The 22,671-nt window shown below is 43.6% G+C and carries 20 protein-coding genes; 1 reads left to right on the top strand and 19 read right to left on the bottom strand.

Translation table 11 applies throughout. The annotated features are described in order from the left end of the window. Window positions 1-35: 35 nt before the first annotated feature. The 10 genes from RIL182_RS21940 to RIL182_RS06550 form a co-directional block, all read right to left on the bottom strand. A complete protein-coding gene (locus tag RIL182_RS21940; protein ID WP_006858092.1) occupies window positions 36-1,439 on the bottom strand; it encodes a PD-(D/E)XK nuclease domain-containing protein in 1,404 nt (467 codons plus the stop codon). A 37-nt stretch (window positions 1,440-1,476) separates the two neighbouring features. Continuing rightward, the gene (locus tag RIL182_RS21935) at window positions 1,477-1,854 is read right to left on the bottom strand and encodes an AAA family ATPase (RefSeq protein ID WP_006858093.1); all 378 of its coding nucleotides are present in this window, start codon (window positions 1,852-1,854) and stop codon (window positions 1,477-1,479) included. A 231-nt stretch (window positions 1,855-2,085) separates the two neighbouring features. Continuing rightward, a complete protein-coding gene (locus RIL182_RS06585) occupies window positions 2,086-2,229 on the bottom strand; it encodes a response regulator (protein ID WP_242655599.1) in 144 nt (47 codons plus the stop codon). Window positions 2,230-2,300: 71 nt separating this feature from the next. Further along, window positions 2,301-3,344, bottom strand: coding sequence for an aldose epimerase family protein (locus RIL182_RS06580; protein WP_015521587.1), 1,044 nt, complete (start codon window positions 3,342-3,344; stop codon window positions 2,301-2,303). Window positions 3,345-3,386: 42 nt separating this feature from the next. Beyond that, on the bottom strand, window positions 3,387-4,082 hold the full coding sequence (locus RIL182_RS06575) for an L-ribulose-5-phosphate 4-epimerase (RefSeq protein ID WP_006858095.1): 696 nt from the start codon (window positions 4,080-4,082) through the stop codon (window positions 3,387-3,389). Beyond that, window positions 4,076-5,023 carry a transketolase family protein gene (locus RIL182_RS06570; RefSeq protein ID WP_015561452.1) on the bottom strand — a complete coding sequence of 316 codons (948 nt, stop codon included), beginning with the start codon at window positions 5,021-5,023 and terminating at the stop codon, window positions 4,076-4,078. Before RIL182_RS06570 ends, RIL182_RS06575 begins: the two co-directional genes overlap by 7 nt. Then, window positions 5,011-5,850, bottom strand: coding sequence for a transketolase (locus RIL182_RS06565; RefSeq protein ID WP_006858098.1), 840 nt, complete (start codon window positions 5,848-5,850; stop codon window positions 5,011-5,013). The genes RIL182_RS06570 and RIL182_RS06565 overlap by 13 nt, the downstream gene beginning before the upstream one ends. Before the next feature lie 238 nt (window positions 5,851-6,088). Next, on the bottom strand, window positions 6,089-6,742 hold the full coding sequence (gene fsa, locus RIL182_RS06560) for a fructose-6-phosphate aldolase (protein ID WP_006858099.1): 654 nt from the start codon (window positions 6,740-6,742) through the stop codon (window positions 6,089-6,091). A 186-nt stretch (window positions 6,743-6,928) separates the two neighbouring features. Continuing rightward, window positions 6,929-8,425, bottom strand: coding sequence for an L-arabinose isomerase (araA, locus tag RIL182_RS06555; RefSeq protein WP_006858100.1), 1,497 nt, complete (start codon window positions 8,423-8,425; stop codon window positions 6,929-6,931). Between the two features lie 41 nt (window positions 8,426-8,466). After that, entirely contained in the window at window positions 8,467-10,068 is a 1,602-nt protein-coding gene (locus RIL182_RS06550) for a xylulokinase (protein ID WP_015521583.1), read from the bottom strand. A 247-nt stretch (window positions 10,069-10,315) separates the two neighbouring features. On the opposite strand from RIL182_RS06550, the gene RIL182_RS06545 reads away from it, so the two are divergent. Then, window positions 10,316-10,885 (top strand): TetR/AcrR family transcriptional regulator C-terminal domain-containing protein, encoded by a 570-nt coding sequence (locus RIL182_RS06545; RefSeq protein WP_006858102.1) that lies wholly within the window; start codon window positions 10,316-10,318, stop codon window positions 10,883-10,885. 139 nt (window positions 10,886-11,024) lie between these two features. Here RIL182_RS06545 and fucO read toward each other — a convergent pair whose 3' ends face one another. The 9 genes from fucO to gap all read right to left on the bottom strand — a co-directional run bounded on the left by fucO (window position 11,025) and on the right by gap (window position 22,460). Further along, window positions 11,025-12,170: a lactaldehyde reductase gene (fucO, locus tag RIL182_RS06540; protein WP_015561451.1), complete on the bottom strand. Its 1,146-nt coding sequence runs from the start codon at window positions 12,168-12,170 to the stop codon at window positions 11,025-11,027. Window positions 12,171-12,311: 141 nt separating this feature from the next. Further along, on the bottom strand, window positions 12,312-13,763 hold the full coding sequence (purB, locus tag RIL182_RS06535; RefSeq protein WP_015561450.1) for an adenylosuccinate lyase: 1,452 nt from the start codon (window positions 13,761-13,763) through the stop codon (window positions 12,312-12,314). A gap of 28 nt (window positions 13,764-13,791) precedes the next feature. Beyond that, window positions 13,792-15,255, bottom strand: a complete 1,464-nt coding sequence (gene purF / locus RIL182_RS06530; protein WP_015521580.1) for an amidophosphoribosyltransferase — start codon at window positions 15,253-15,255, stop codon at window positions 13,792-13,794. Window positions 15,256-15,268: 13 nt separating this feature from the next. Continuing rightward, complete coding sequence (locus RIL182_RS06525) at window positions 15,269-16,183, bottom strand: phosphoribosylaminoimidazolesuccinocarboxamide synthase (protein ID WP_006858153.1); 915 nt, start codon at window positions 16,181-16,183, stop codon at window positions 15,269-15,271. A 350-nt stretch (window positions 16,184-16,533) separates the two neighbouring features. Next, window positions 16,534-18,075, bottom strand: a complete 1,542-nt coding sequence (gpmI, locus tag RIL182_RS06520; RefSeq protein ID WP_006858103.1) for a 2,3-bisphosphoglycerate-independent phosphoglycerate mutase — start codon at window positions 18,073-18,075, stop codon at window positions 16,534-16,536. 93 nt (window positions 18,076-18,168) lie between these two features. Next, entirely contained in the window at window positions 18,169-19,179 is a 1,011-nt protein-coding gene (locus tag RIL182_RS06515; protein WP_006858154.1) for a hypothetical protein, read from the bottom strand. A gap of 88 nt (window positions 19,180-19,267) precedes the next feature. Further along, window positions 19,268-20,017: a triose-phosphate isomerase gene (gene tpiA, locus RIL182_RS06510; protein ID WP_006858104.1), complete on the bottom strand. Its 750-nt coding sequence runs from the start codon at window positions 20,015-20,017 to the stop codon at window positions 19,268-19,270. Window positions 20,018-20,119: 102 nt separating this feature from the next. Continuing rightward, window positions 20,120-21,343 (bottom strand): phosphoglycerate kinase, encoded by a 1,224-nt coding sequence (locus RIL182_RS06505; protein WP_006858105.1) that lies wholly within the window; start codon window positions 21,341-21,343, stop codon window positions 20,120-20,122. 100 nt (window positions 21,344-21,443) lie between these two features. Then, window positions 21,444-22,460: a type I glyceraldehyde-3-phosphate dehydrogenase gene (gene gap / locus RIL182_RS06500; RefSeq protein WP_006858106.1), complete on the bottom strand. Its 1,017-nt coding sequence runs from the start codon at window positions 22,458-22,460 to the stop codon at window positions 21,444-21,446. Between the last annotated feature and the right edge of the window lie 211 nt (window positions 22,461-22,671).

The raw sequence follows: 22,671 nt of genomic DNA, 5'->3' as shown, positions 1-22,671 counted from the left end.
TTTTGACTACGATTAGTCTACCATCGGTTCTTTTGTTACAAGTTTACCTCTGAACAGTAACGTTTATAGATTTGTCCCCGTCCGATGCCTGCCGCGATCAGATCCGCCTCATAATTTTTCTCTTCGATCTGCTTTAATGCATTCGCGGCTGTCTGCTCTAAACTCCGTTCTTTTTTCGCATCAAACACTTTGAACTCCATGATAAATGCATCCTTATTTCTCTCTAACGGATACATTGCGATATCATACCTCCCCTGTCCGCTTTCCCTGTTTGATACGATCCGGTATTGATCCCGCAGAGATACGATGAGTCCTAACACCAGTCCACGATAAAAATTTTCCGATGTACGCTCCGGGGGACATTTTCCAACATCAAAATAACTCATGGAAGTGTATGCAATATCCAGCAAAATATCATTCAGATCTTCCATGCGGTGTGAGAGCAGTGCTTTTGTAAAATCATTATAAACGGCATTTCCATTTTCAAACATCGCAAGGATTTCATAGCGGAACATTCCCATCACTTCCCGGTTTGTGACCGACATATCGCACCATGTGCTCTCTCCCTGCTTTACAACATTTTCCGCTTTAATATAGCCAACTGCCAGAAAAAGTGACCATAAACTGTTCTCGTCACCGTCAAGATATTGAAACGTGACATTTTCATTGATCTCTTTATGAATGATTTCCCCTGCCATAAGCTGTTCGATCTCATGTTTGCTACGCACAGGATGTCTGCGGATGATCTCCCCGATCAGTTTGTTACTGCTGGTATTGATCCAGTAGGACTGCAATTCCCCGGACCTCATATAATTACAGATGGACCACGGATTATACATATCTTTTTGTTTTCCAAAAATAAATCCATCATACATTTCTTTCACATCATGCATCGTATCCATGTTCTGGCACTTTAATGCATCCATTACTTCCTGTTCCGTAAAACCGAAGCAATCACTGTAAGCCTCGCAGGTAACCGTATCCGTTTCAAGGTTATTCAGATCCGAAAACAGCGAATTCTTTGAAACCCTCGTCACTCCGATAATCAAAGCCCTCGCATAGTAAGGATTTTCCTTAAATGTACTGTGAAATAACTGACGACAGGTACCGATCATCTCACTCCAGTACCCATCCGTATATGCTTCAAGCAGAGGTGTATCATATTCATCCCCTAAAATGACCGGCAGGATCTGGTAGTGCAGATAGACGAGACGGCACAGCCTCTGTATTGCAATTTCAATCCTTCCGGTATCTCCCGCACGGAACAGTTCTCTCAGACTCTTATATTCCTTTAGATCCTCCGCTTCCAGTCTGGTGCTTTTCAGCAGACATCTGTGTGCTTCATACATATTATAAAAACTGTCTGCAATTCCTTTTACCGCCTGTTTATAGTCTGCTCCCTTACAGTTCCCAAAACTGATGGAAATAACAGGAACCATTCCAAACAGTTTTCGGATCTCTTTATCCCCCAGACCCTTAACTTTTCAAAATATTCCGGATGGTCTGCAAATCTCGGATCAAAAAAGTCTCAACTGTACTAAGAAGTGTCGTCTTGCCAAATCTTCTTGGTCTCGTGATCAGCGTGACTTTTGCATCCCTGTAAACCCATTCTGCAATAAAATGTGTCTTATCCACATAAAACTGTCTGCCACATGCAAAATCTTTAAAATCCTGATATCCGCACCCGACTCCCGCATTCAGATATGGATTTCGTTTTAAAATATTCTGCAGTCCATCCACATACGCAAGCAGCCGCTTTTTCTCTTCCGAAAGCTTTCCCCGTTCTTCAAACTCTGCCAGTACCTGTTCCCGCTGTGATAGCTTAACATAACAGCTGACTGACTTTCCCTCCACTGTCCGCTGGATATACGGCTGTTTTTTACCGTTAATATTCTTATAAGTCAGTGTTCCCTTCGGCAGTTGTTCTAACCGGTTATCTATCTCTCTGATACGATCTTTCGGATTTCGTATTCTATTCCTCCATCTGCAATCTCATACTCCTATGCATTAAAAATGGTTATGTATGGTTATATTCATAATATAACCATACATAACCATTGTCAATTCGTATCAATCAGTTTTCTTTCAATGTTTCCCTGCAAGCCCCTCCTGCAGCGCATCTAACACACTCTCCATATGGATCGGCTTTGCGATATAACCATCCATACCTACCTCAAGTGCACGCTTGCGATCCTCCTCAAACGCATTGGCAGTCATCGAATTCTTCAAATAGATGTGGCACTGTTTTATACATCATCTTTTATTCATGCTGACAGATCTACGTCTGAGCATACTGCCTGTTACTTCACAGAAAAACAATACTTTGTCTGAGAATGATAAGTTTCTCCCACATGTAAAACCGGGGATTTAAAATTCGGTTCATTCACTGCATTCGGAAAATACTGTGTTTCCAGACAGAATGCGTGGCGGGAATCATAAGATGCACCGCCTTTTCCGGTCTGTTTTCCAATGAAATTTCCGGCATACAGCTGGATACCGACACAGTCCGTATAGACATCCATACAGATACCGGATTTCTCTGATCTTGCGCGGGCTGCAAGCTGCATTGTCCCATCAGCCTTATCTAACACAAAATTGTGGTCATATCCACCGACAAACTTAAGCTGTTCAAAATCTACTCCGATGTCCTGACCGATTTTTTTCATTTTGCGGAAATCCATCGGTGTTCCGGCAACCTTTTCCACATTACCGGTAGGAATCGCTTCGCCATCTTTTACCGGCGTATAATAGGATGCTAAAATTTCAAGCTCCTGATTTTCCATACATCCGGAATCATGACCATTCAGATTAAAATAAGCGTGGTTCGTGAAGTTCGCAACTGTGGTCTGATCGGAAACCGCCTCATAGGCAATCGAGAGCGCATTATCATCTGTTACTGTATATGTAACCTTTGCAGTCATATTTCCTGGGAAATCCTGCTCTAAGTCCTTGCTCAGATACGAAAATGTAATCTCATCTTCCTTCTGCTGTTCCACATTCCAGATGACTGAATTGAAGCCATTTTTCCCACTGTGCAGGTTGTTCCCGTTGTCATTTTTTTCAAGCTGGTATTCCTTTCCATCTAAAACAACTTTCGCACCGCCGATCCTGTTTGCATTGCGTCCGATCACCGCCCCAAAATAACAGGTGTGATCCTGGTATTCCTGCGATGTATCATATCCCAACACAACATCACGGTTCACACCTTCCCGATCCGGCACAAGCACGGATACGATCGTTGCCCCAAGATCCATCACAGCAACTTCCATACCATTTTTATTTTTCAGCAGATATTTTGTAACTGTGTTTCCTTCTTTTGTTTTTCCAAACTCAATACCACTCATCTTAAACCTCATTTCCGCGCAGCTTTATTTCCGCCGCTGTTTTTAATTTTGACCGTAATATGCATTTGCGCCGTGTTTACGGTAAAAATGCTTTTCTTTGATGCAGTCCGGCGCCGGAAGTACTTTCGGGTTCAAAAGTTCTGTATTCTTTGCCATTTTGGCAACTTCCTCTAACACAACTGCATTGTGGACTGCCTCTGCGGCATCTTTTCCCCAGGTAAACGGTCCGTGATTCTTACAGAGTACCGCCGGTGTATACATCGGTTTGATGCCTCTTGTCTCAAATGTCTCGATGATGACTAATCCGGTATTTTTCTCGTAGGCTTCCTCGATCTCCTCCGGCGTCAGGTTTCTTGCACACGGGATCGGACCGAAAAAGTAGTCTGCATGTGTGGTTCCATAAAGAGGGATATCTCTTCCTGCCTGCGCCCATGCGACAGCTTCCGGGGAATGGGTATGTACGATTCCACCGATCTCTTCGTATTTTTTATAAAGTTCAATATGCGTTGCCGTGTCAGATGACGGTTTGTATCTTCCCTCGATCTTATTGCCCTCTAAGTCCATGACAACCATATCATCCGGGGATAATGCATCATAATCCACACCGCTTGGCTTGATCACAAAATATCCGCTCTCTCTGTCAATTCCGCTGACATTTCCCCATGTGTAGGTGATCAGCCCGCGCCGCGGCAGTTCCATATTTGCCTCATAGACCTGTTTTTTTAATTCCTCTAACATGATTTTTGTTCCTCCATAATACGTTTTGCAATGCCCTCTGCATCCAGTTCATATTTATGAAGCAATTCTTTTGCCGGTCCGGACTCTCCAAACACATCTTTTACACCGATTCTTGTGATTTTTGTCGGACATTTTTCACCGAGGAGCTCTGCCACTGCACTGCCAAGTCCTCCAATAATCGAATGCTCCTCCACCGTATACACACGACCGGTCTGCTTTGCTTCTTTTAACACCAGTTCCTCATCCAACGGTTTGATCGTATGAATATTGATGACCTGTGCGTCGATACCATTTGCAGCCAGAGTTTCTGCTGCTTTTAACGTCTCCGACACACAAAGACCTGTCGCAAAGATCGTGATATCTTTTCCTTTTCGCAGTTCCACACCTTTACCGATTTCAAACTTATATTCCGGATTATCATTGATGACCGGAACCGCCAGACGTCCAAAACGCAGATAAACCGGACCCACATACTCGTAAGCCGCACGCACAGCTGCCTTCGCTTCCACATCATCACTCGGATTAATGATAACCATGCCCGGAATTTCACGCATCAGTCCGATATCTTCATTGCACTGATGTGTTGCTCCATCTTCGCCGACAGAAATGCCTGCATGTGTTGCTCCGATCTTTACGTTCAGATGTGGATAACCGATTGAATTGCGCACCTGCTCATAGGCACGTCCCGCTGCAAACATGGCAAATGTGCTGACAAACGGTACTTTTCCACAGGTGGAAAGTCCTGCTGCAATTCCTGTCATATTCGCCTCTGCAATCCCGCAGTCAATATGGCGCTCCGGAAATGCTTTCTTAAAAATACCTGTTTTTGTTGCCGCTGCGAGATCCGCATCCAGCACAACCAGATTTTCTTTTTCTTTTCCAAGTTCGGCTAATGCATTACCATAGCTTTCTCTGGTCGCGATCATTTTTACTTCTGACATAATGCTTCACCCGCCTTTCCCAGTTCTTCCATTGCAATCGCATATTCCTCATCGTTCGGTGCTTTTCCGTGCCAGCCTACCTGACCTTCCATATAAGAAACACCTTTTCCTTTTAAGGTATGTGCGATGATTGCTGTCGGCATGCCTTTTGTCTCCCTTGCCTCTTTAAAAGCCTCCGCAAGCTGTGCAAAATCATTTCCATCTGCGACATGGATCACATGGAAATTAAAAGCCTCAAACTTTTTATCGATCGGATCCGGTGAGCAGACTTCATCTAATGTTCCGTCAATCTGCATGTTGTTATTGTCGACGATCACTACCAGATTGTCAAGCTTACGGTGTCCGGCAAACATGGATGCCTCCCACACCTGGCCTTCCTCGATCTCGCCATCACCTAACAGCGTATAAACACGGTAATCTTTGTGATCCATCTTTCCTGCAAGTGCCATTCCGACCGCACAGGAAATTCCCTGTCCTAAAGAACCGGATGACATATCCACTCCCGGAATATGCTTCATATCCGGATGTCCCTGTAAATAGGAACCGGTATGACGCAATGTCTCCAAATCCTTCACCGGAAAATATCCGCGGTTTGCCAGCGCAGAATAAAGTCCCGGCGCCGTATGTCCTTTCGATAAGACAAAGCGGTCACGATCCTCCATTTTCGGATTTTTTGGATCAATATTCATCTCTTCAAAATATAAATATGTAAAAATTTCTGTCGCCGAAAGCGATCCCCCCGGATGCCCCGACTTCGCAGCATGCGTTGCAGTCACGATGCCCTTGCGAACCTCGACTGCAGTCTGCTTCAGTTCTGTGATAGTCATTGATACCCTCCTTTAGTGTCATATAAACTCTGCGAAACCCACCTCAAACTCTTCTCACGTTAAGCTGCTGACGGGTTTCGCAATGATTTTTATTACTCTCCGAAGACGGCAGAGCGGTTTCTACCGTCTTTCACAATCTTTTATTCACCAAAAACCGCAAAGCCGTCTTTGTAGTTTTTCAAACCATTTTTACTCTCCGAAGACGGCAGAGCGGTTTCTATAGTCTTTTTTTAAAACCTTAGTCACCGAAAACCGCTCTATAGTCCTTCTGGAATTTTTCGATTCCTGCGTCGGTCAGTGGGTGTTTTGTCATCTGGACGATTACGTTGTACGGCACGGTTGCGATATGTGCACCTGCTAATGCGCAGTCTGTGACATGGATCGGGTTACGGATGGATGCTGCGATGATCTCTGTCTCAAGTCCATAGTTGTCAAAGATCTGAACAATATCCTGAATCAGATCGATGCCTGCTGTACTGATATCATCTAATCTTCCAAGGAATGGAGAAACATAGGTTGCGCCTGCTCTTGCTGCGAGGAGTGCCTGATTTGCAGTAAAGATCAGTGTTACATTGGTCTTGATGCCCTCTGCAGAGAGAACTTTTACTGCCTTTAAGCCTTCTACTGTCATAGGAATTTTTACAACCATGTTCGGATGGATCGCTGCGATCTCACGTCCCTCTTTGATCATGCCCTCTGCATCAACAGTTGTCGCTTTTACCTCACCGCTGATCGGTCCGTCTACGATGGATGTGATCTCTTTGATTACTTCGTTAAAATCTCTTCCCTCTTTTGCGATCAGGGATGGGTTCGTGGTAACACCACAGATCACTCCCATATCATTTGCTTTACGAATATCCTCTACATTTGCTGTGTCAATAAAAAATTTCATACTATACCTCTCCTTTTCTTTGTGTGCTCGTGCACACAACTTGTTTTACTTATGATAATCTCTTTTATTTAAAACTTCAACCGTGTTTTTGTGTTTTCATGATTTTGCACAACTTTTTTGCGTGCATGTGCACACTTTTCACAAAACAAGTTTTTGTTTCAAAATATGCACATGCTTTTCCAGTGTTTAACGATAAAACAGTTCCCCAATCTGTAAGTCACGTTTGAAATCACGGATCTTCGTATCTTTGTCAATATAAACAGCCTCGATGCCCATTGCATTTGCCCAGTCGCCCATCTGCTCTGCGGTCAGATCGTATGTAAATGCGGTATGATGTGCGCCGCCTGCAAGGATCCATGCCTCTGCACCGGTATAGAGATCCGGCTGTGGTGTCCAGAAGTTTGTCGCTACCGGAAGTTTCGGCATCGGTTTTTCCACTTTCTTGCAGTCCACATCATTGATGATCAGACGGAAACGGTTGCCAAGATCGATCAGGGAAGTTGCGATACCTTTACCTTCTTTGGATGTGAATACCAGTCTTGCAGGATCTTCCCTGTCACCCATGGAGAGTGGCTGGCACTTGATGCTGATCGGGCCATCTGCGATGGACGGACAGATTTCCAACATATGTGCCTCTAAGATTCCTTCTTTGCCTTTGACAAAGTTGTAGGTGTAATCCTCCAACATGGATGTTCCCTTTGCATCCTTTTTGCCCTCGGTCATAATCTTCATCAGACGGACCATGGCAGCAACTTTCCAGTCACCCTCTGCTCCAAATCCGTAACCTTTTCCCATCAGACGCTGGATTGCAAGTCCCGGAAGCTGTTTTAATGCACCAAGATCTCCAAAGTGGGTTACGATCGCCTGGTAATTCTTTTCGTCTAAGAAACGTTCAAAACCAAGCTCGATCTGTGCCTGGACTGCAACATGACGGCGGAATTCTTCCGGATCACGTCCCTCTAATAAAATGTCATATTTCTCGTAATATTCATCTACAAGGGCATTGGTATCAGATTCGGATACTGCTGCGACGGACTCCGCGATCTCATTGACCGGATATGCATCCACTTCCCAGCCGAATTTTAACTGTGCTTCTACTTTATCGCCCTCAGTTACCGCAACGTTTCTCATATTGTCAGCGACACGCATCACACGGATATGGCTGCTCTCGATCACGCCGACTGCGGTGCGCATCCAGGAAGCGATCTTCTCCTGTACCACCGGATCAGACCAGTGTCCGACAACCACTTTGCGCTCGATTCTCATACGGGTCACAATATGACCGTACTCTCTGTCACCATGCGCAGACTGGTTTTCATTCATGAAATCCATATCGATGGAATCATATGGGATCTCTTCATTGAACTGTGTATGTAAATGTAATAATGGTTTTCTGTACTCCTGTAAACCTAAGATCCAGGATTTTGCCGGTGAAAATGTATGCATCCATGTGATGACACCTGCACACTCTTCATCCATATTTGCCTCATTAAACGTTTTACGGATCAGCTCGTTTGTGATCAGTGTCGGTTTCCAGATGACTTCATAAGGAAGTACCCCTGACTCATTTAACTTTGCAACGATGATCTTTGCATGCTCTGCCACATGCTCTAAGCACTCATCCCCGTATAAATCCTGTGATCCGGTGCAAAACCAGAATTTATAATTTTTTGTTTTTAACATGTGCAAATTCCCTCCTGATACACTTTATTTTTTTATTATTTTTATAAGATCGGCATCGTCTCTACCGCTGCCATTTCTGCTTCCAGTGCCTTTTTATAGTTTTCAATATAAGCATCAAATCCTGCCACATCCGCCGGATCCGGCTCCATGACAGTTCCTGTTTCCCCACCAAAGATCTTACCGGATAAATACTGCTCTAATGTTTCGCCTTCTGCTTTGTGTACCATGTATGATGCAAGCAGTGCCATGCCCCATGGGCCGCCCTCGCCTGCAGTTTCCATAACTGCTACCGGCGCATCCATTGCCGCAGCAAGGATTCCCTGTCCGACTCCTTTTGTCTTAAACAGTCCTCCATGCCCGTAAATGCGGTCTACTTTTACTTTTTCCTCTTTTAACAGGATATCCAGACCGATCTTTAACGTGGCAAGTGATGCATAAAGATGGCTTCTCATAAAGTTTGCCAGTGTAAAATGTGCATCCGGTCTGCGCACGAAAAGCGGACGGCCTTCATTTAAACCGGTTACCGGCTCACCGGAGAAATAATTGTAGGCAAGCAGGCCTCCACAGTCTTTATCTCCCTCTAATGCTTTCCGGTAAAGTGTTCCAAACAACTCATTCATATCCGGTTTCATGCCAAAGGCTTCTGCAAATTCTTTGAATAATCCAACCCATGCATTCAGGTCTGATGTACAGTTATTGCAGTGAACCATCGCAACGGTATCACCGGACGGTGTGGTTACCATGTCAAGCTCCTCATGTACATTCTTTAAATCTTCCTCGAGAACGACCATCGCAAACACGGATGTTCCGGCAGATACATTTCCTGTGCGGACTGCAACGGAATTTGTCGCAGCCATACCGGTTCCTGCATCTCCCTCCGGCGGGCAGAGTGGAATGCCTGCGGAAAGATTGCCGCTCTTATCCAACAGTTTTGCTCCCTCAGCAGACAACGTTCCTGCTGCCTCCCCTGCAACTAAAACTTTCGGCAGGATCTCACGCAGTTTCCACGGATATCCTTTTGGTGCGACAAGTGCGTCAAATTTATCGATCATTGTCTGATTGTAATCTCTTGTCTTTGCGTCGATCGGGAACATACCGGATGCCTCTCCGACACCAAGTACTTTCTCTCCGGTCAGTTTCCAGTGAATGTATCCGGCTAAGGTTGTAAAATACGAAATGTTTCCTACATGTTCTTCCCCGTTTAAGATCGCCTGATATAAATGTGCGATGCTCCAGCGCTGTGGAATATTAAAGGAAAACTCCTTTGTAAGTGCTGCCGCAGCCTCCCCCGTGATCGTATTGCGCCAGGTGCGGAACGGTACAAGTAACTCCCCGTCTTTGTCAAATGCCATATAGCCATGCATCATTCCGGAAAATCCGATCGCTGCGAGTGATGTGATCACCGTATCGTATTTTTCCTTTACATCCTCTGCTAATCTGCCATAACAGTCGGTAAGTCCCGTCCAGATATCATCCAGACTGTATGTCCAGATGCCATCCTCCAAACGGTTTTCCCAGTCATGTGCACCGGATGCAATCGGCTCCCCCGTCTCATTTACAAGAACCGCCTTGATCCTAGTTGAACCGAATTCAATACCAAGTACTGCTTTTCCGGTTTCAATCGTCTGCTTTGCGTTACTCATTATCCCTTCTCCTTTCAGATGTAAACCACTTCTTCTATACTTTCAGCATACAACTTGTATGCATGTGTTAACAAGTTGTTTTTTCTTAAAATACCACTTTATAAAATCTCTATAAATTCGCTTTATTCCTGACCATGTATGGTATAATGTATTAAGCTATGAGCAGTGCCAGATAAGAAGGAACACTGCGGAATAAAATACAGACCAGCACGAACTAATCACAACGTAAAAAGAAAGAGATTTTCCCATGCCATCAGAACATAAAACAAATGAAACCATCAAATACAAACTTGCCACCGCAATGAAAGAATGCATGAAATCCGCCTCCGTAGAGAAGATCACCGTCACGGAGATTGTGGAGACCTGCGGCGTGACACGCCAGACCTTTTACCGGAATTTTAAGGATAAGTATGACCTTATCAACTGGTATTTTGATAAAATTTTACTGGAATCTTTCGAACATATGGGTGAAGGGAAAACTGTGTATGAAGGACTGGTAAATAAATTTCATTATATCCAGCAGGAAAAGCTCTTTTTTAAAGCAGCTTTTAAAAATGACGATCAGAATTGTCTGAGAGATCATGATTTTCAACTGATCTGTGCCTTTTACACCGAACAGCTTGAGACACGCATGGCGTGCAGACTTTCCCGTCAGCTGCAGTTTCAGTTAGAAATGTACTGCCAGGGTTCCATTTATATGACCGTACAGTGGGTGCTTGGCTATCGCAAATGCTCTGCCGAAGAACTCGCACATGCCCTTGCATCTGCCATGCCGGAAGAACTGCAGACTGTATTTCATAAATACGGGTTGGTTTGATGCAGGAAAATGTTACATTCATAAACATTTCTGTTACAAAAAAACCTTCCAGGCAAAACAATTATGCCTGAAAGGTTTTCTTTTACTTATGACAATATACGAATCATAAAGCATACATTCTATGATTTCACCGCTGCAATTACATCAGTTTGCGGAAAAGATTCTTAAGATCTTCCACACTGGCATCTTTCGGGTTACCCGGAGCACATGCATCTGCATGAGCAGATTCTGCAAGAAAATCAAGATCTTCTTCTTTTAATGCCTCAAGTTTTGTCGGGATTCCCACATCAACAGAGAGTTTCTGTACGGCATCAACTGCTGCTTTACGATATTCTTCCACAGACATATCGTCCACACCTTTGACTCCCATTGCACGGGCGATCTCACGGTATTTCTCTCCGGTGCAGTCCGCATTGTACTCCATAACGATTGGAAGCATCATGGCACATGCAACACCATGTGGTGTATCATAAACAGCACCTAAGGTATGAGCCATGGAATGTGCAATTCCAAGACCTACGTTAGAAAATCCCATTCCGGCAATGTACTGTCCAAGTGCCATTCCCTCACGTCCCTCTTTCTTGTTGTCAACTGCATCACGCAGGGATCTTGAAATAATTTCAATCGCTTTCAGATGGAACATATCTGTCATTTCCCATGCAGCTTTGGTTGTATATCCCTCGATCGCATGTGTCAGGGCATCCATACCGGTGGAAGCTGTCAGTCCCTTTGGCATGGAAGACATCATATCCGGATCCACGATTGCAATGACAGGCATATCATGTGGATCGACACAGACGAATTTTCTCTTTCTCTCCACATCTGTGATAACATAATTGATCGTAACCTCTGCTGCCGTACCGGCGGTCGTAGGTACTGCAATGATCGGTACGCATGGTTTTTTCGTGGGTGCAACTCCCTCAAGACTTCTGACATCCTCAAATTCCGGATTGGCAATAATGATTCCGATCGCTTTTGAGGTATCCATAGAAGATCCTCCACCGATTGCGATCAGGTAATCGGCTTCCGCTTTCTTAAATGCCTCAACACCGTGCTGTACATTCTGGATCGTAGGGTTTGCTTTGATATCTGAATAAATTTCATAAGCAAGTCCGTTTTTGTCAAGAATATCCGTTACCTTTTTTGTAACACCAAATTTGATCAGATCCGGATCAGAACATACAAATGCTTTTTTGAAAGCACGCGCCTTTGCCTCTGTTGCGATCTCTTCGATCGCCCCTGCTCCGTGGTAAGATGTTTCGTTTAACATAATTCTGTTTGCCATAATAACCTTCTCCTTTTCCAATACTTATGATACTTTGATTGTAACAGGATCCTATCGTTTTCGTAAGTGACAAAACAGCAAAATTGTAACAAAAAACCTGTATCAGCAAATTACTGATACAGGTCATGTTATGATCCATTATTATACATTGATTTCCGCTTTTACACCAAGTTCTTCCTTGTTTGCATCCAGAATCGGTTTTACCACATTTGCAATGAATTTATCCACCTGGATCGGTGCACGTCCCACATATTTTGCCGGATCCATCGTGGACTGCAGTGCCTCTAATGTCAGGTTAAATTCAGGATCTGCAGCGATCAGTTCAAGCAGATTGTTGTCTTTTCCTTCCTCTTTTACAGTCTTTCCTGCCTGCATGGATAAGGTACGGATCTTTTCATGTAACTCCTGACGGTTGCCGCCATTCTTTACAGCGTCCATCATAATGTTTTCCGTTGCCATAAACGGGAGTTCTGCCATTAAATGTTTGGTGATTACTTTATCATATACAACCAATCCATCCACTACATTTAAGCACAGGTCTAAGATACCATCGATTGCAAGAAATCCTTCCGGAATGGAAAGTCTCTTGTTTGCAGAGTCATCTAAGGTGCGCTCAAACCACTGTGTTGCGGAAGTGATCGCCGGGTTTAAAGCATCGATCATGACATAACGCGATAAGGATGCGATACGCTCGGAACGCATCGGATTGCGTTTGTATGCCATGGCAGAAGATCCGATCTGGTTCTTCTCAAACGGCTCTTCCACTTCTTTTAAGTGCTGTAACAAACGGATATCATTTGACATCTTGTGTGCACTTGCCGCAATACCTGCAAGAATATTTGCAACGCGTGTATCCACTTTTCTGGAATAAGTCTGTCCGGAAACTGCATAGCACTCTTTGAATCCCATTTTTGCAGCGATCATCGGGTCGATCTTGTCAATCGTCTCCTGATCTCCATCAAACAGTTCTAAGAAACTTGCCTGTGTTCCGGTCGTTCCCTTGGAACCGAGCAGTTTTAAAGATCCCATGACATACTCTAGGTCCTCAAGATCCATGATAAATTCCTGTGCCCACAGTGTTGCACGCTTTCCAACAGTCGTCGGCTGTGCAGGCTGGAAATGGGTAAATGCCAGTGTCGGCAGATTTTTGTAAGTATCTGCAAATTTTGCAAGTTCTGCGATAACATTGACCAGTTTTTTATGAACCAGCTCCAATGCCTCCCTCATTAAAATAATATCGGTGTTATCACCAACATAACAGGATGTTGCTCCAAGATGGATGATTCCTGCTGCCTTCGGGCACTGCTGTCCATATGCATATACATGACTCATAACATCATGACGAACCAATTTTTCACGCTCTCTTGCTACATCATAATTGATGTCCTCAGCATGTGCCTTTAACTCGTCGATCTGTTCCTGTGTAATAACCGGCTTTCCATTCTCGGAAAGTCCTAACTCCATCTCTGTCTCAGCTAATGCAATCCATAATTTTCTCCAGGTACGGAACTTTTTGTCCTGTGAAAAAATATACTGCATCTCCTTGCTGGCATAACGCTCAGATAACGGACTTGTATATCTGTCTGTACTCATTTCTGTTCTCCTTAACATTTGTTATTATCTATCTCTCAAAATCGCCCCGGATGTCTTCTTTCGGCGGTTCCATCGGGTAGGTACCCGTAAAGCATCCCTTACAGATACTTAATCCGCCGACCATTTCCTCTAAACGCTCAACTCCAAGGTATCCAAGGGAATCCGCACCAATGATCTTACGGATATCCTCGATGGAACGATTGTATGCAATGAGCTGTTCTCTCTCCGGGATATCTGTTCCAAAGTAACACGGCCATAAAAATGGTGGGGAACTGATCCTTACATGCACTTCGGTTGCACCGGCATCACGCAGCATTTTTACGATGCGGTCTGATGTCGTACCGCGGACAATGGAATCATCGATCATAATGATACGTTTTCCATCGACCGCCTCTTTTAAAACATTTAATTTCACGCGCACGCTGGACTCTCTGCTGCTCTGTTTCGGCTTGATGAAAGTTCTTCCGACATAGCCGTTTTTCACAAATGCAGTGCCATACGGAATCCCCGACTGCAGGGAATAACCGAGTGCTGCAGCATTTCCGGACTCCGGAACACCGACGACAAGGTCTGCATCCACCGGTGAATCCATGGCGAGGAAACGTCCTGCCTTGATCCTGGATGCATAGACACTGACACCGTCGATATGGCTGTCCGGTCTTGCAAAGTAAATATATTCAAAAATACAGCGCGCCTCTTTTTCTTTTGGCAGTGCTAAAGAAAGGTCAGACTGAATGCCGCCCTCCGGTGTGATCGTAACGATCTCACCCGGCAGTACATCACGGACATACTCCGCGCCGATCGTATCAAGTGCACAGGTCTCGGATGCCAAAATGTAGGCATTGTCACGTTTTCCAATACAGAGCGGTTTAAAACCGTACGGATCACGCGCTCCGACTAACTTTCTCGGGCTCATCACTACCAGTGCAAACGCACCCTTGATCTTCTGGCAGGCACGTCCCACTGCCTCTTCCACACTGTTTGAATTTAAACGCTCACGGGCAATGTGATAGGCGATGACCTCAGAGTCGATCGTCGTCTGGAAAATTGCTCCGGTATACTCTAAATCCTTGCGCAGTTCCATTGCATTGATCAGGTTTCCGTTGTGTGCGAGCGCTAACGTTCCCTTTACATAATTAAGAACCAATGGCTGTGCATTCTCACGGGTGGAAGCTCCTGCCGTCGAATAACGGACATGTCCGACACCGATATCGCCATGCATAGGTTCTAAATTATCCTGCGTGAATACCTCATTGACAAGTCCCATGCCTTTGTATGAGGTCACCTTTCCCTTGGGTCCGTTCGTTTCACTGACCGCAATACCACAGCTCTCCTGTCCACGGTGCTGCAATGCAAAAAGACCATAATAGATCGTAGACGCAACGTCTCCGCCATCAAAGTCGTACATTCCGAATACACCACATTCCTCGTGCAGTCCGCTGTCCCCATTCGTCTGCCATGGTGTATCTTTCACAAATCCATTGTTGTCCATAAATGTATCTCCATTAAGCAAATTTCTTACCTGTCAGAAGCTCATATGCCTCTTTGTATTTATTCACGGTCTTTTCGATGACATCATCCGGTAACAGGTAATCACTGTCCGGATTTGCTTTTAACCAGTCTCTTACAAACTGTTTGTCAAAGGACGGCTGTCCCTGTCCCGGTTTGTAACCCTCTAATGACCAGAATCTGGAGCTGTCCGGTGTAAGCATCTCATCCCCTAATACAACATTGCCATTCTCATCTAAACCAAATTCAAACTTGGTATCTGCAATGATGATACCTTTTGTCAGTGCATATTCGGCACATTTTTTATATAAAGCGATCGTATAATCTTTGATCTGTTCTGCGTAGGAAGCACCTTTTCCCGGATACTCTTTCTCTAAGATCTCTCTGCAGCGCTCAAAGGAGATATTCTCATCATGCAGACCGATCTCTGCCTTGGTACTCGGTGTAAAAATCGGCTCAGGCAGTTTGTCGGACTCCTGTAATCCCTCCGGCAGTTTGATGCCGCATACGGTACCGTTTTCTTTATAGCTCTCCCAGCCGCTTCCTGTGATGTATCCGCGGACGATGCACTCGATCGGAAGCATCTCTAATTTTTTGCACATCATGCTGTTGCCGTCAAATCTCTCCTCCTGGAAAAACTCCGGCATATCTTTTACATCAACAGAAATCATATGATTTGGAACGATATCTTTTGTTAAATCAAACCAGAATTTAGACATCTGAGTCAGAATCGCACCCTTTTTAGTGACTTTGTTCTTCAAAATATGATCGAAAGCAGAAATTCTGTCTGTCGCTACAATGATCAGGCTGTCGCCGTTATCATATACTTCACGTACTTTTCCCTCTTTAATTGGCTGAAATACTTTGCTACTCATCCTCTTTGTCCTCTTTTCCGGTGTTATAAGCACCATATCATTTTCTGATGTTACTCAAAAATTATAATACATAGTCTTTTGGAAAGTCAATGATTTTGCCCGTATGGACATCGATATGTGATATAGAAAAATCAGTTCTTTTTATTAGTATTTTTGTATAGTTTTAATCATATTATAAGTTGTACTTATATTTTTGTTTATATTCTCTTATTCTCACTTTCTCAGCTTCTTTCCTGCATGAATTTTACCGGAAAATGATCCTTTTCCTTTCAAAAAAAGTGCCACAAAACTGATAAATTTCTTTCTGACAGCAGCTGCCCTGCCTGTCCAAAAATAAATATACCAGTCTGTGGCATCTTTTTATCCGGCTATATTATATCGCTCTTTTATTTTTTGATCAGTAAAGATTTTCCTGTCATCTCTGCCGGCTGCTCCATTCCCATCAGCTCGATCATAGTCGGGATGATATCAGCAAGGCATCCGTCCTCTTTTAAGGTGTAGGAAGGATCTGCATTTACGAGAATAAATGGAACCGGGTTGGTTGTGTGGGATGTTAACGGCTCGCCGGTCTCGTAGTTTACAAGCTGCTCAGCGTTTCCGTGATCTGCGCAGATGAACATCTGTCCGTCTACTTCTTTTAATGCCTCAACTGCTTTTCCAACACAGGTATCTACTGTCTCAACTGCTTTGATCGCTGCGTCTAAGATTCCGGTGTGACCAACCATATCCGGGTTTGCAAAGTTGATGATGATGACATCATATTTCTCAGAACGGATTGCTGCACATAACTTGTCGCATACTTCCGGTGCGCTCATCTCCGGCTGTAAATCGTAGGTAGCTACTTTCGGAGATTTTACAAGAATACGATCCTCACCTTTGTTTGGCTCTTCCACACCGCCGTTGAAGAAGAAGGTAACATGTGCATATTTCTCTGTCTCGGCGATTCTTGCCTGTGTCATATCATGTGCTGCTAAATACTCACCAAATGTATTTTTCAGTTCTACTTTCTTAAATGCAACTTCTTTGTTCGGAATCGTCACGTCATACTCTGTGAAGCAGATGTATTTTACGTTCTTTCTTGCGCCACGGTCAAATCCATCAAAATCATCCATACAGAATGTTCTTGTGATCTCACGCGCACGGTCAGGACGGAAGTTAAAGAAAATAACAGTATCGTTGTCTTTGATTGTTGCGATCGGTTTGCCGTTCTCTGTAATTGCAGTTGGAACGAAGAACTCATCTGTCACATCTTTTGCATAAGATGCTTCCATAGCTGCTACTGCGCTCTCAGCAGTTTCTCCCTCGCCAGTGGTCAGCACTTTGTATGCTTTCTCCACACGATCCCATCTGTTATCACGATCCATTGCGTAGTAACGTCCGGAAATAGATGCGATCTTGCCAACACCAATTTCTTTCATCTTAGCTTCCAGTTCTTCGATGAACTCTTTACCGGAAGTCGGAGCAGTATCACGTCCGTCTAAGAAGCAATGTACATATACATTCTCAACGCCCTCTTTTTTTGCCATATCAAGCAGGCCAAACAGGTGTGTGATGTGGCTGTGTACACCACCGTTTGATAACAGTCCGTATAAATGAAGGTCGGAACCGTTTTTCTTTACGTTTTCCATACCATCTAATAATGCCTGATTTTTGAAGAAATCGCCATCGCTGATTTCTTTTGTGATTCTCGTCAGTTCCTGATATACGATTCTTCCGGCACCCATATTTAAATGTCCTACCTCAGAGTTACCCATCTGTCCGTCAGGAAGACCAACTGCAAGACCACTTGCATTTCCTTTTACAAACGGATAGTCTTTCATAAGTCCGTCGATCACCGGTGTCTTTGCCTGTGCTACGGCATTGCCCTCTGTTTTTTCATTCAGTCCAAATCCGTCTAAGATCATTAATACGGTAGGTTTCTTACTCATGTTTTGTTTCCTCACTTTCTATTCTCTTTCCATTTATCAAAAGTATACGATTCTCCTAATCCAGAACCATTATACTGATAACCTCATCTGTTTTCAATAGTTTTTCTGGCTCAGCTGTTTTTCAAACTTCTTTGCCTTTGCCTGGCATTCTGTTTCCGTGACCGGATCCCCTCCGGCATCCTTATTAAGCTTTTCTAATATATAGGAATAAATCGCCCAGTTCGTGGGCGCATCATAATGGAGTCCGTCTCCTTTTGTTCCAAACCCAAGATTCGTCAGATATCGGTAACAATCGATATATGTAGCATTCTCCACCTTCTTGATGCGGTTATTAAATGCTTCAATCCTCTGATTATTACATCTTACCGGAGCACCTGACTTTGTCGGATTCACAGACAACAGATAAAGTTTTGAACTTTCCGGCCATCTGCGATATTTGTTCAGATAGGAACGGATCGATGTCAGGTCATTGACTCCCAGTCCACAAATCACAATCCAGTTTTTGATTTCCGTATGCTGCCGCTGCAGCAACTGTACCTTCGGGAACGCAGTATCTGCCAGCCACGCATATCCCATTCCAGGACAGGATACCACAAAAAAATTCGGCACATCTTCGATTTTGCATTCCTCATTCATCAGATAAAATCTGGAATCTCCCAGAAAAATATACCCGGTTTCATATTCATAGGGATCTTCGGTCGGCTCTTCTTCTGCCGGTTCATTTTTTATTTCCATATCCCCGTTGACCTGATTGTCCGCAATATCCGTTTCATTTTTCGTTACATCTGTTTTTATGCTGTCATCGGCATCCGCTTTTTCATCGTCTCTTTCATTTTTTCCCGATGAGTTCCCGGAATTACCTGTTATATTCTCATTTTCTGATCTGTTATTTGATCCACTATGTTGTATGGATGTCTCCGTTTCCTGTAAATCGTCTTCCAGTGAAACGTCCTGACTGTTAGAGCTCTGTGCCCTTGCATTCGCATTATTTTCTTTATATTCCGAATCCGTTTTTCCTGCCTGGTTCCATTCTCTTACCATCACGTTCCAACCGCAGATTATAATCAGGACACATATCAGGATCCGTGCTATTTTCTTTTTCATATATTTCACATTTTCCGCATATATCAAGGGAAAAGGGGATTCCTTCTGCTTTCACTCCCAGAGAGAATCCCCTTAACCTGATTATGATTTATTTATAGTTTACGATCTTACCGAAATCAGCTTTTAAGGAAGCTCCGCCAACTAAACCACCATCGATATCAGGCTGTGCAAACAACTCTGCTGCATTACCTGCATTTACAGATCCGCCGTACTGAATACGAACTTTCTCTGCAGTGTCAGCACCGTATACTTCTTTGATGCAGTCACGGATTGCCTTGCAGACTTCCTCTGCCTGCTCTGTGGTTGCAGTTTTTCCTGTTCCGATAGCCCAGATCGGCTCATAAGCGATTACCATAGAAGCAACCTGCTCTGCAGTAACGTCTTTTAAGTCAGATTTGATCTGCATACGGATCCAGTCTAAAGTGATTCCCATCTCTCTCTGCTCTAATGTCTCACCACAGCAAAGGATTGGTGTTAAGTTATGCTCGAAAGCTTTTTTCACTTTTTTGTTTAACATGCAGTCGCACTCTTTGAAGTAATCACGTCTCTCGGAATGACCGATGATAACGTATTTTACGCCAGCGTCAACTAACATCTCTGGAGCGATCTCTCCGGTGTAAGCACCTTTCTCCTCATAGTACATGTTCTCAGCGCCTACTGCTACGTTGGTTCCTTTTACAGCCTCAACAACAGGTACGATGTCGATTGCCGGTACACAGTAAACAACTTCTACATCATCACTTACTACTAATGGTTTTAATTCCTCTACTAATTTAACAGCCTGGCTTGGAGTCATGTTCATTTTCCAGTTGCCGGCTACGATTTTCTTTCTTGCCATGATCTTATCCTCTTTTTCCCATTTTAAAGTTTGTTGATCTTATTTGTCGTCGGCTGCCATAACTAAGGTGTCATGGCAGCCAACTTTACACTGCAACTATTTTTACTTATCATCGGCTGCCATGACACCTGGTAATTCCTTACCCTCTAAGAACTCAAGGGAAGCTCCACCACCGGTAGAGATATGGCTCATCTTGTCGCCGAATCCTAACTGGTTAACAGCTGCTGCGGAATCACCACCACCGATGATTGTTGTAGCATCTGTATCAGCAAGTGCTTTTGCAACTGCGATCGTACCAGCTGCTAATGTCGGGTTCTCAAATACACCCATCGGTCCGTTCCATACAACAGTCTTTGCTGTCTTAACTGCATCAGCATATAACTCCTGAGTCTTTGGTCCGATATCGCATCCCTCTCTGTCAGCCGGCATATCTTTTACGTCACATACAGTAACTTCTACCGGAGCATCGATCGGGTTCGGGAAATCTGCGATGGTTACAGCATCTACCGGAAGGAGTAATTTCTTTCCAAGTTTTTCTGCTTTTGCCATCATCTCTTTACAGTAATCGATCTTAGTATCATCTACTAAAGATTTACCGATCTCATATCCCTGTGCTTTTAAGAAAGTATATGCCATACCACCACCGATGATTAATGTATCGCATTTCTCTAATAAGTTCGAGATAACATTTAATTTATCTGCAACTTTTGCACCACCAAGGATTGCTACGAACGGTCTTACCGGATTTTCAACAGCGTTTCCAAGGAAATCGATCTCTTTCTGCATTAAGTAACCAACTACGTTAGAACCACCCTTTGCAGTGATGAATTTTGTAACGCCTGCAACAGAAGCATGTGCTCTGTGGGAGGAACCGAATGCGTCGCATACATAATCGTCTGCAAGATCAGCTAACTCTTTGCTGAACTCTTCGCCGTTCTTTGTCTCCTCAGCACCACGGAAACGTGTATTCTGTAATAATACAACATCTCCTTCGTTCATTTCAGCAACTGCTTTTGTAGCTGCCTCACCTGTTACATTGTAATCAGATACGAAGTTTACTTTTTTGCCAAGTTTCTCAGAAAGTTTCTCAGCTACCGGAGCTAAAGACTCGCCTTCGTTTGGTCCGTTTTTTACTTTTCCAAGATGTGAACAGAGAATTACTTTTCCACCATCGTTGATTAATTTCTGGATGGTAGGAAGAGCTGCGTTGATACGAGTCTCATCTGTGATTTTTCCTTCTTTTAACGGAACGTTGAAATCACATCTTACAAGTACTCTTCTTCCCTTTACATTAATGTCGTCTACTGATTTTTTGTTTAATGACATAAAATATGTCCTCCTTTTATATAATTGAGGTATAAAAACAGGCCCGGTCCAATAGGACCGGACCTGCTAAAAGTCGCATATAGTTATCGTAACCCGTCGATTATGCTAACTCACTGAAGTATTTGATTGTACGAACCATCTGAGATGTGTAAGAGTTCTCGTTGTCATACCATGAAACAACCTGAACTTCGTACTGGTCATCAGATACCTGGTTAACCATTGTCTGAGTTGCATCGAATAATGAACCATATCTCATTCCTACGATATCGGAAGAAACGATCTCATCCTCGTTGTAACCGAAGGACTCGTTAGCTGCTGCTTTCATAGCTGCGTTGATGTCTTCTTTTGTTACGCCAGCTTTCTTAACAACTGCTGTTAAGATTGTTGTAGAACCTGTTGGGGTCGGTACACGCTGAGCAGATCCGATTAACTTACCGTTTAACTCTGGGATAACAAGACCGATTGCTTTTGCAGCACCTGTGCTGTTAGGAACGATGTTAACTGCTGCTGCACGTGATCTTCTTAAATCACCTTTTCTCTGAGGTCCATCAAGAGTCATCTGATCACCTGTGTAAGCATGGATTGTTACCATGATACCAGACTGGATCGGAGCATATTTGTTTAATGCATCTGCCATTGGTGCTAAGCAGTTTGTTGTACAGGAAGCTGCTGAAATGATTGTATCAGAAGCTTTTAATGTCTCGTGGTTTGTATTATAAACGATAGTAGGAAGGTCATTTCCTGCTGGAGCAGAGATAACAACTTTTCTAGCACCTGCATTGATATGAGCCTGTGCTTTTTCTTTGCTTGTATAGAAACCGGAGCACTCTAATACAACGTCAACTTTTAAATCTCCCCATGGGCAGTTGTTTGCATCTGGGAAAGCGTAGATTTTGATCTCTTTACCGCAAACGATGATAGAATCATCTGTGCTGGAAACTTCATCAGCATGCTCATATTTACCCTGAGATGAATCATATTTTAACAAGTGTGCTAACATTTTAGGACTTGTTAAATCATTGATTGCTACTACTTCATATCCTTCTGCTCCAAACATCTGTCTGAAAGCAAGACGACCAATACGGCCAAAACCATTGATTGCTACTCTTACTGCCATTTTTAATTCCTCCTAGAATTTGTAAATGTGATAACTTGATGGGACTTATGCCCGTCCCAAGCTTCCTTTATTTTAACCAATTTCTTTTGAAAGTTCAAGCCTTTTTCTCGACTTTATTCTGTGTTTGTTAAATTTTTCACTATATGCAATTTTCCGGTCGTTTTTTCATGAATTTTATACAAAATATACAAATATGACTTCTTTTCTTTTG

Origin of the sequence: Roseburia intestinalis L1-82, from assembly GCF_900537995.1 — a bacterium.
Lineage (GTDB): Bacteria > Bacillota > Clostridia > Lachnospirales > Lachnospiraceae > Roseburia > Roseburia intestinalis.
Note: the sequence above shows the minus strand (reverse complement) of the source record. Positions and strands in the feature narration are given on the sequence as shown.

Bases quoted from the DNA above. Each gene is read 5' to 3' on its own strand.
- RIL182_RS21940 (WP_006858092.1), bottom strand. From the start codon at position 1,439: ATGGTTCCTGTTATTTCCATCAGTTTTGGGAACTGTAAGGGAGCAGAC.
- RIL182_RS06580 (WP_015521587.1), bottom strand. From the start codon at position 3,344: ATGAGTGGTATTGAGTTTGGAAAAACAAAAGAAGGAAACACAGTTACA.
- RIL182_RS06575 (WP_006858095.1), bottom strand. From the start codon at position 4,082: ATGTTAGAGGAATTAAAAAAACAGGTCTATGAGGCAAATATGGAACTG.
- RIL182_RS06570 (WP_015561452.1), bottom strand. From the start codon at position 5,023: ATGTCAGAAGTAAAAATGATCGCGACCAGAGAAAGCTATGGTAATGCA.
- RIL182_RS06565 (WP_006858098.1), bottom strand. From the start codon at position 5,850: ATGACTATCACAGAACTGAAGCAGACTGCAGTCGAGGTTCGCAAGGGC.
- fsa (WP_006858099.1), bottom strand. From the start codon at position 6,742: ATGAAATTTTTTATTGACACAGCAAATGTAGAGGATATTCGTAAAGCA.
- araA (WP_006858100.1), bottom strand. From the start codon at position 8,425: ATGTTAAAAACAAAAAATTATAAATTCTGGTTTTGCACCGGATCACAG.
- RIL182_RS06550 (WP_015521583.1), bottom strand. From the start codon at position 10,068: ATGAGTAACGCAAAGCAGACGATTGAAACCGGAAAAGCAGTACTTGGT.
- RIL182_RS06545 (WP_006858102.1), top strand. From the start codon at position 10,316: ATGCCATCAGAACATAAAACAAATGAAACCATCAAATACAAACTTGCC.
- fucO (WP_015561451.1), bottom strand. From the start codon at position 12,170: ATGGCAAACAGAATTATGTTAAACGAAACATCTTACCACGGAGCAGGG.
- purB (WP_015561450.1), bottom strand. From the start codon at position 13,763: ATGAGTACAGACAGATATACAAGTCCGTTATCTGAGCGTTATGCCAGC.
- purF (WP_015521580.1), bottom strand. From the start codon at position 15,255: ATGGACAACAATGGATTTGTGAAAGATACACCATGGCAGACGAATGGG.
- RIL182_RS06525 (WP_006858153.1), bottom strand. From the start codon at position 16,183: ATGGTGCTTATAACACCGGAAAAGAGGACAAAGAGGATGAGTAGCAAA.
- gpmI (WP_006858103.1), bottom strand. From the start codon at position 18,075: ATGAGTAAGAAACCTACCGTATTAATGATCTTAGACGGATTTGGACTG.
- RIL182_RS06515 (WP_006858154.1), bottom strand. From the start codon at position 19,179: ATGAAAAAGAAAATAGCACGGATCCTGATATGTGTCCTGATTATAATC.
- tpiA (WP_006858104.1), bottom strand. From the start codon at position 20,017: ATGGCAAGAAAGAAAATCGTAGCCGGCAACTGGAAAATGAACATGACT.
- RIL182_RS06505 (WP_006858105.1), bottom strand. From the start codon at position 21,343: ATGTCATTAAACAAAAAATCAGTAGACGACATTAATGTAAAGGGAAGA.
- gap (WP_006858106.1), bottom strand. From the start codon at position 22,460: ATGGCAGTAAGAGTAGCAATCAATGGTTTTGGCCGTATTGGTCGTCTT.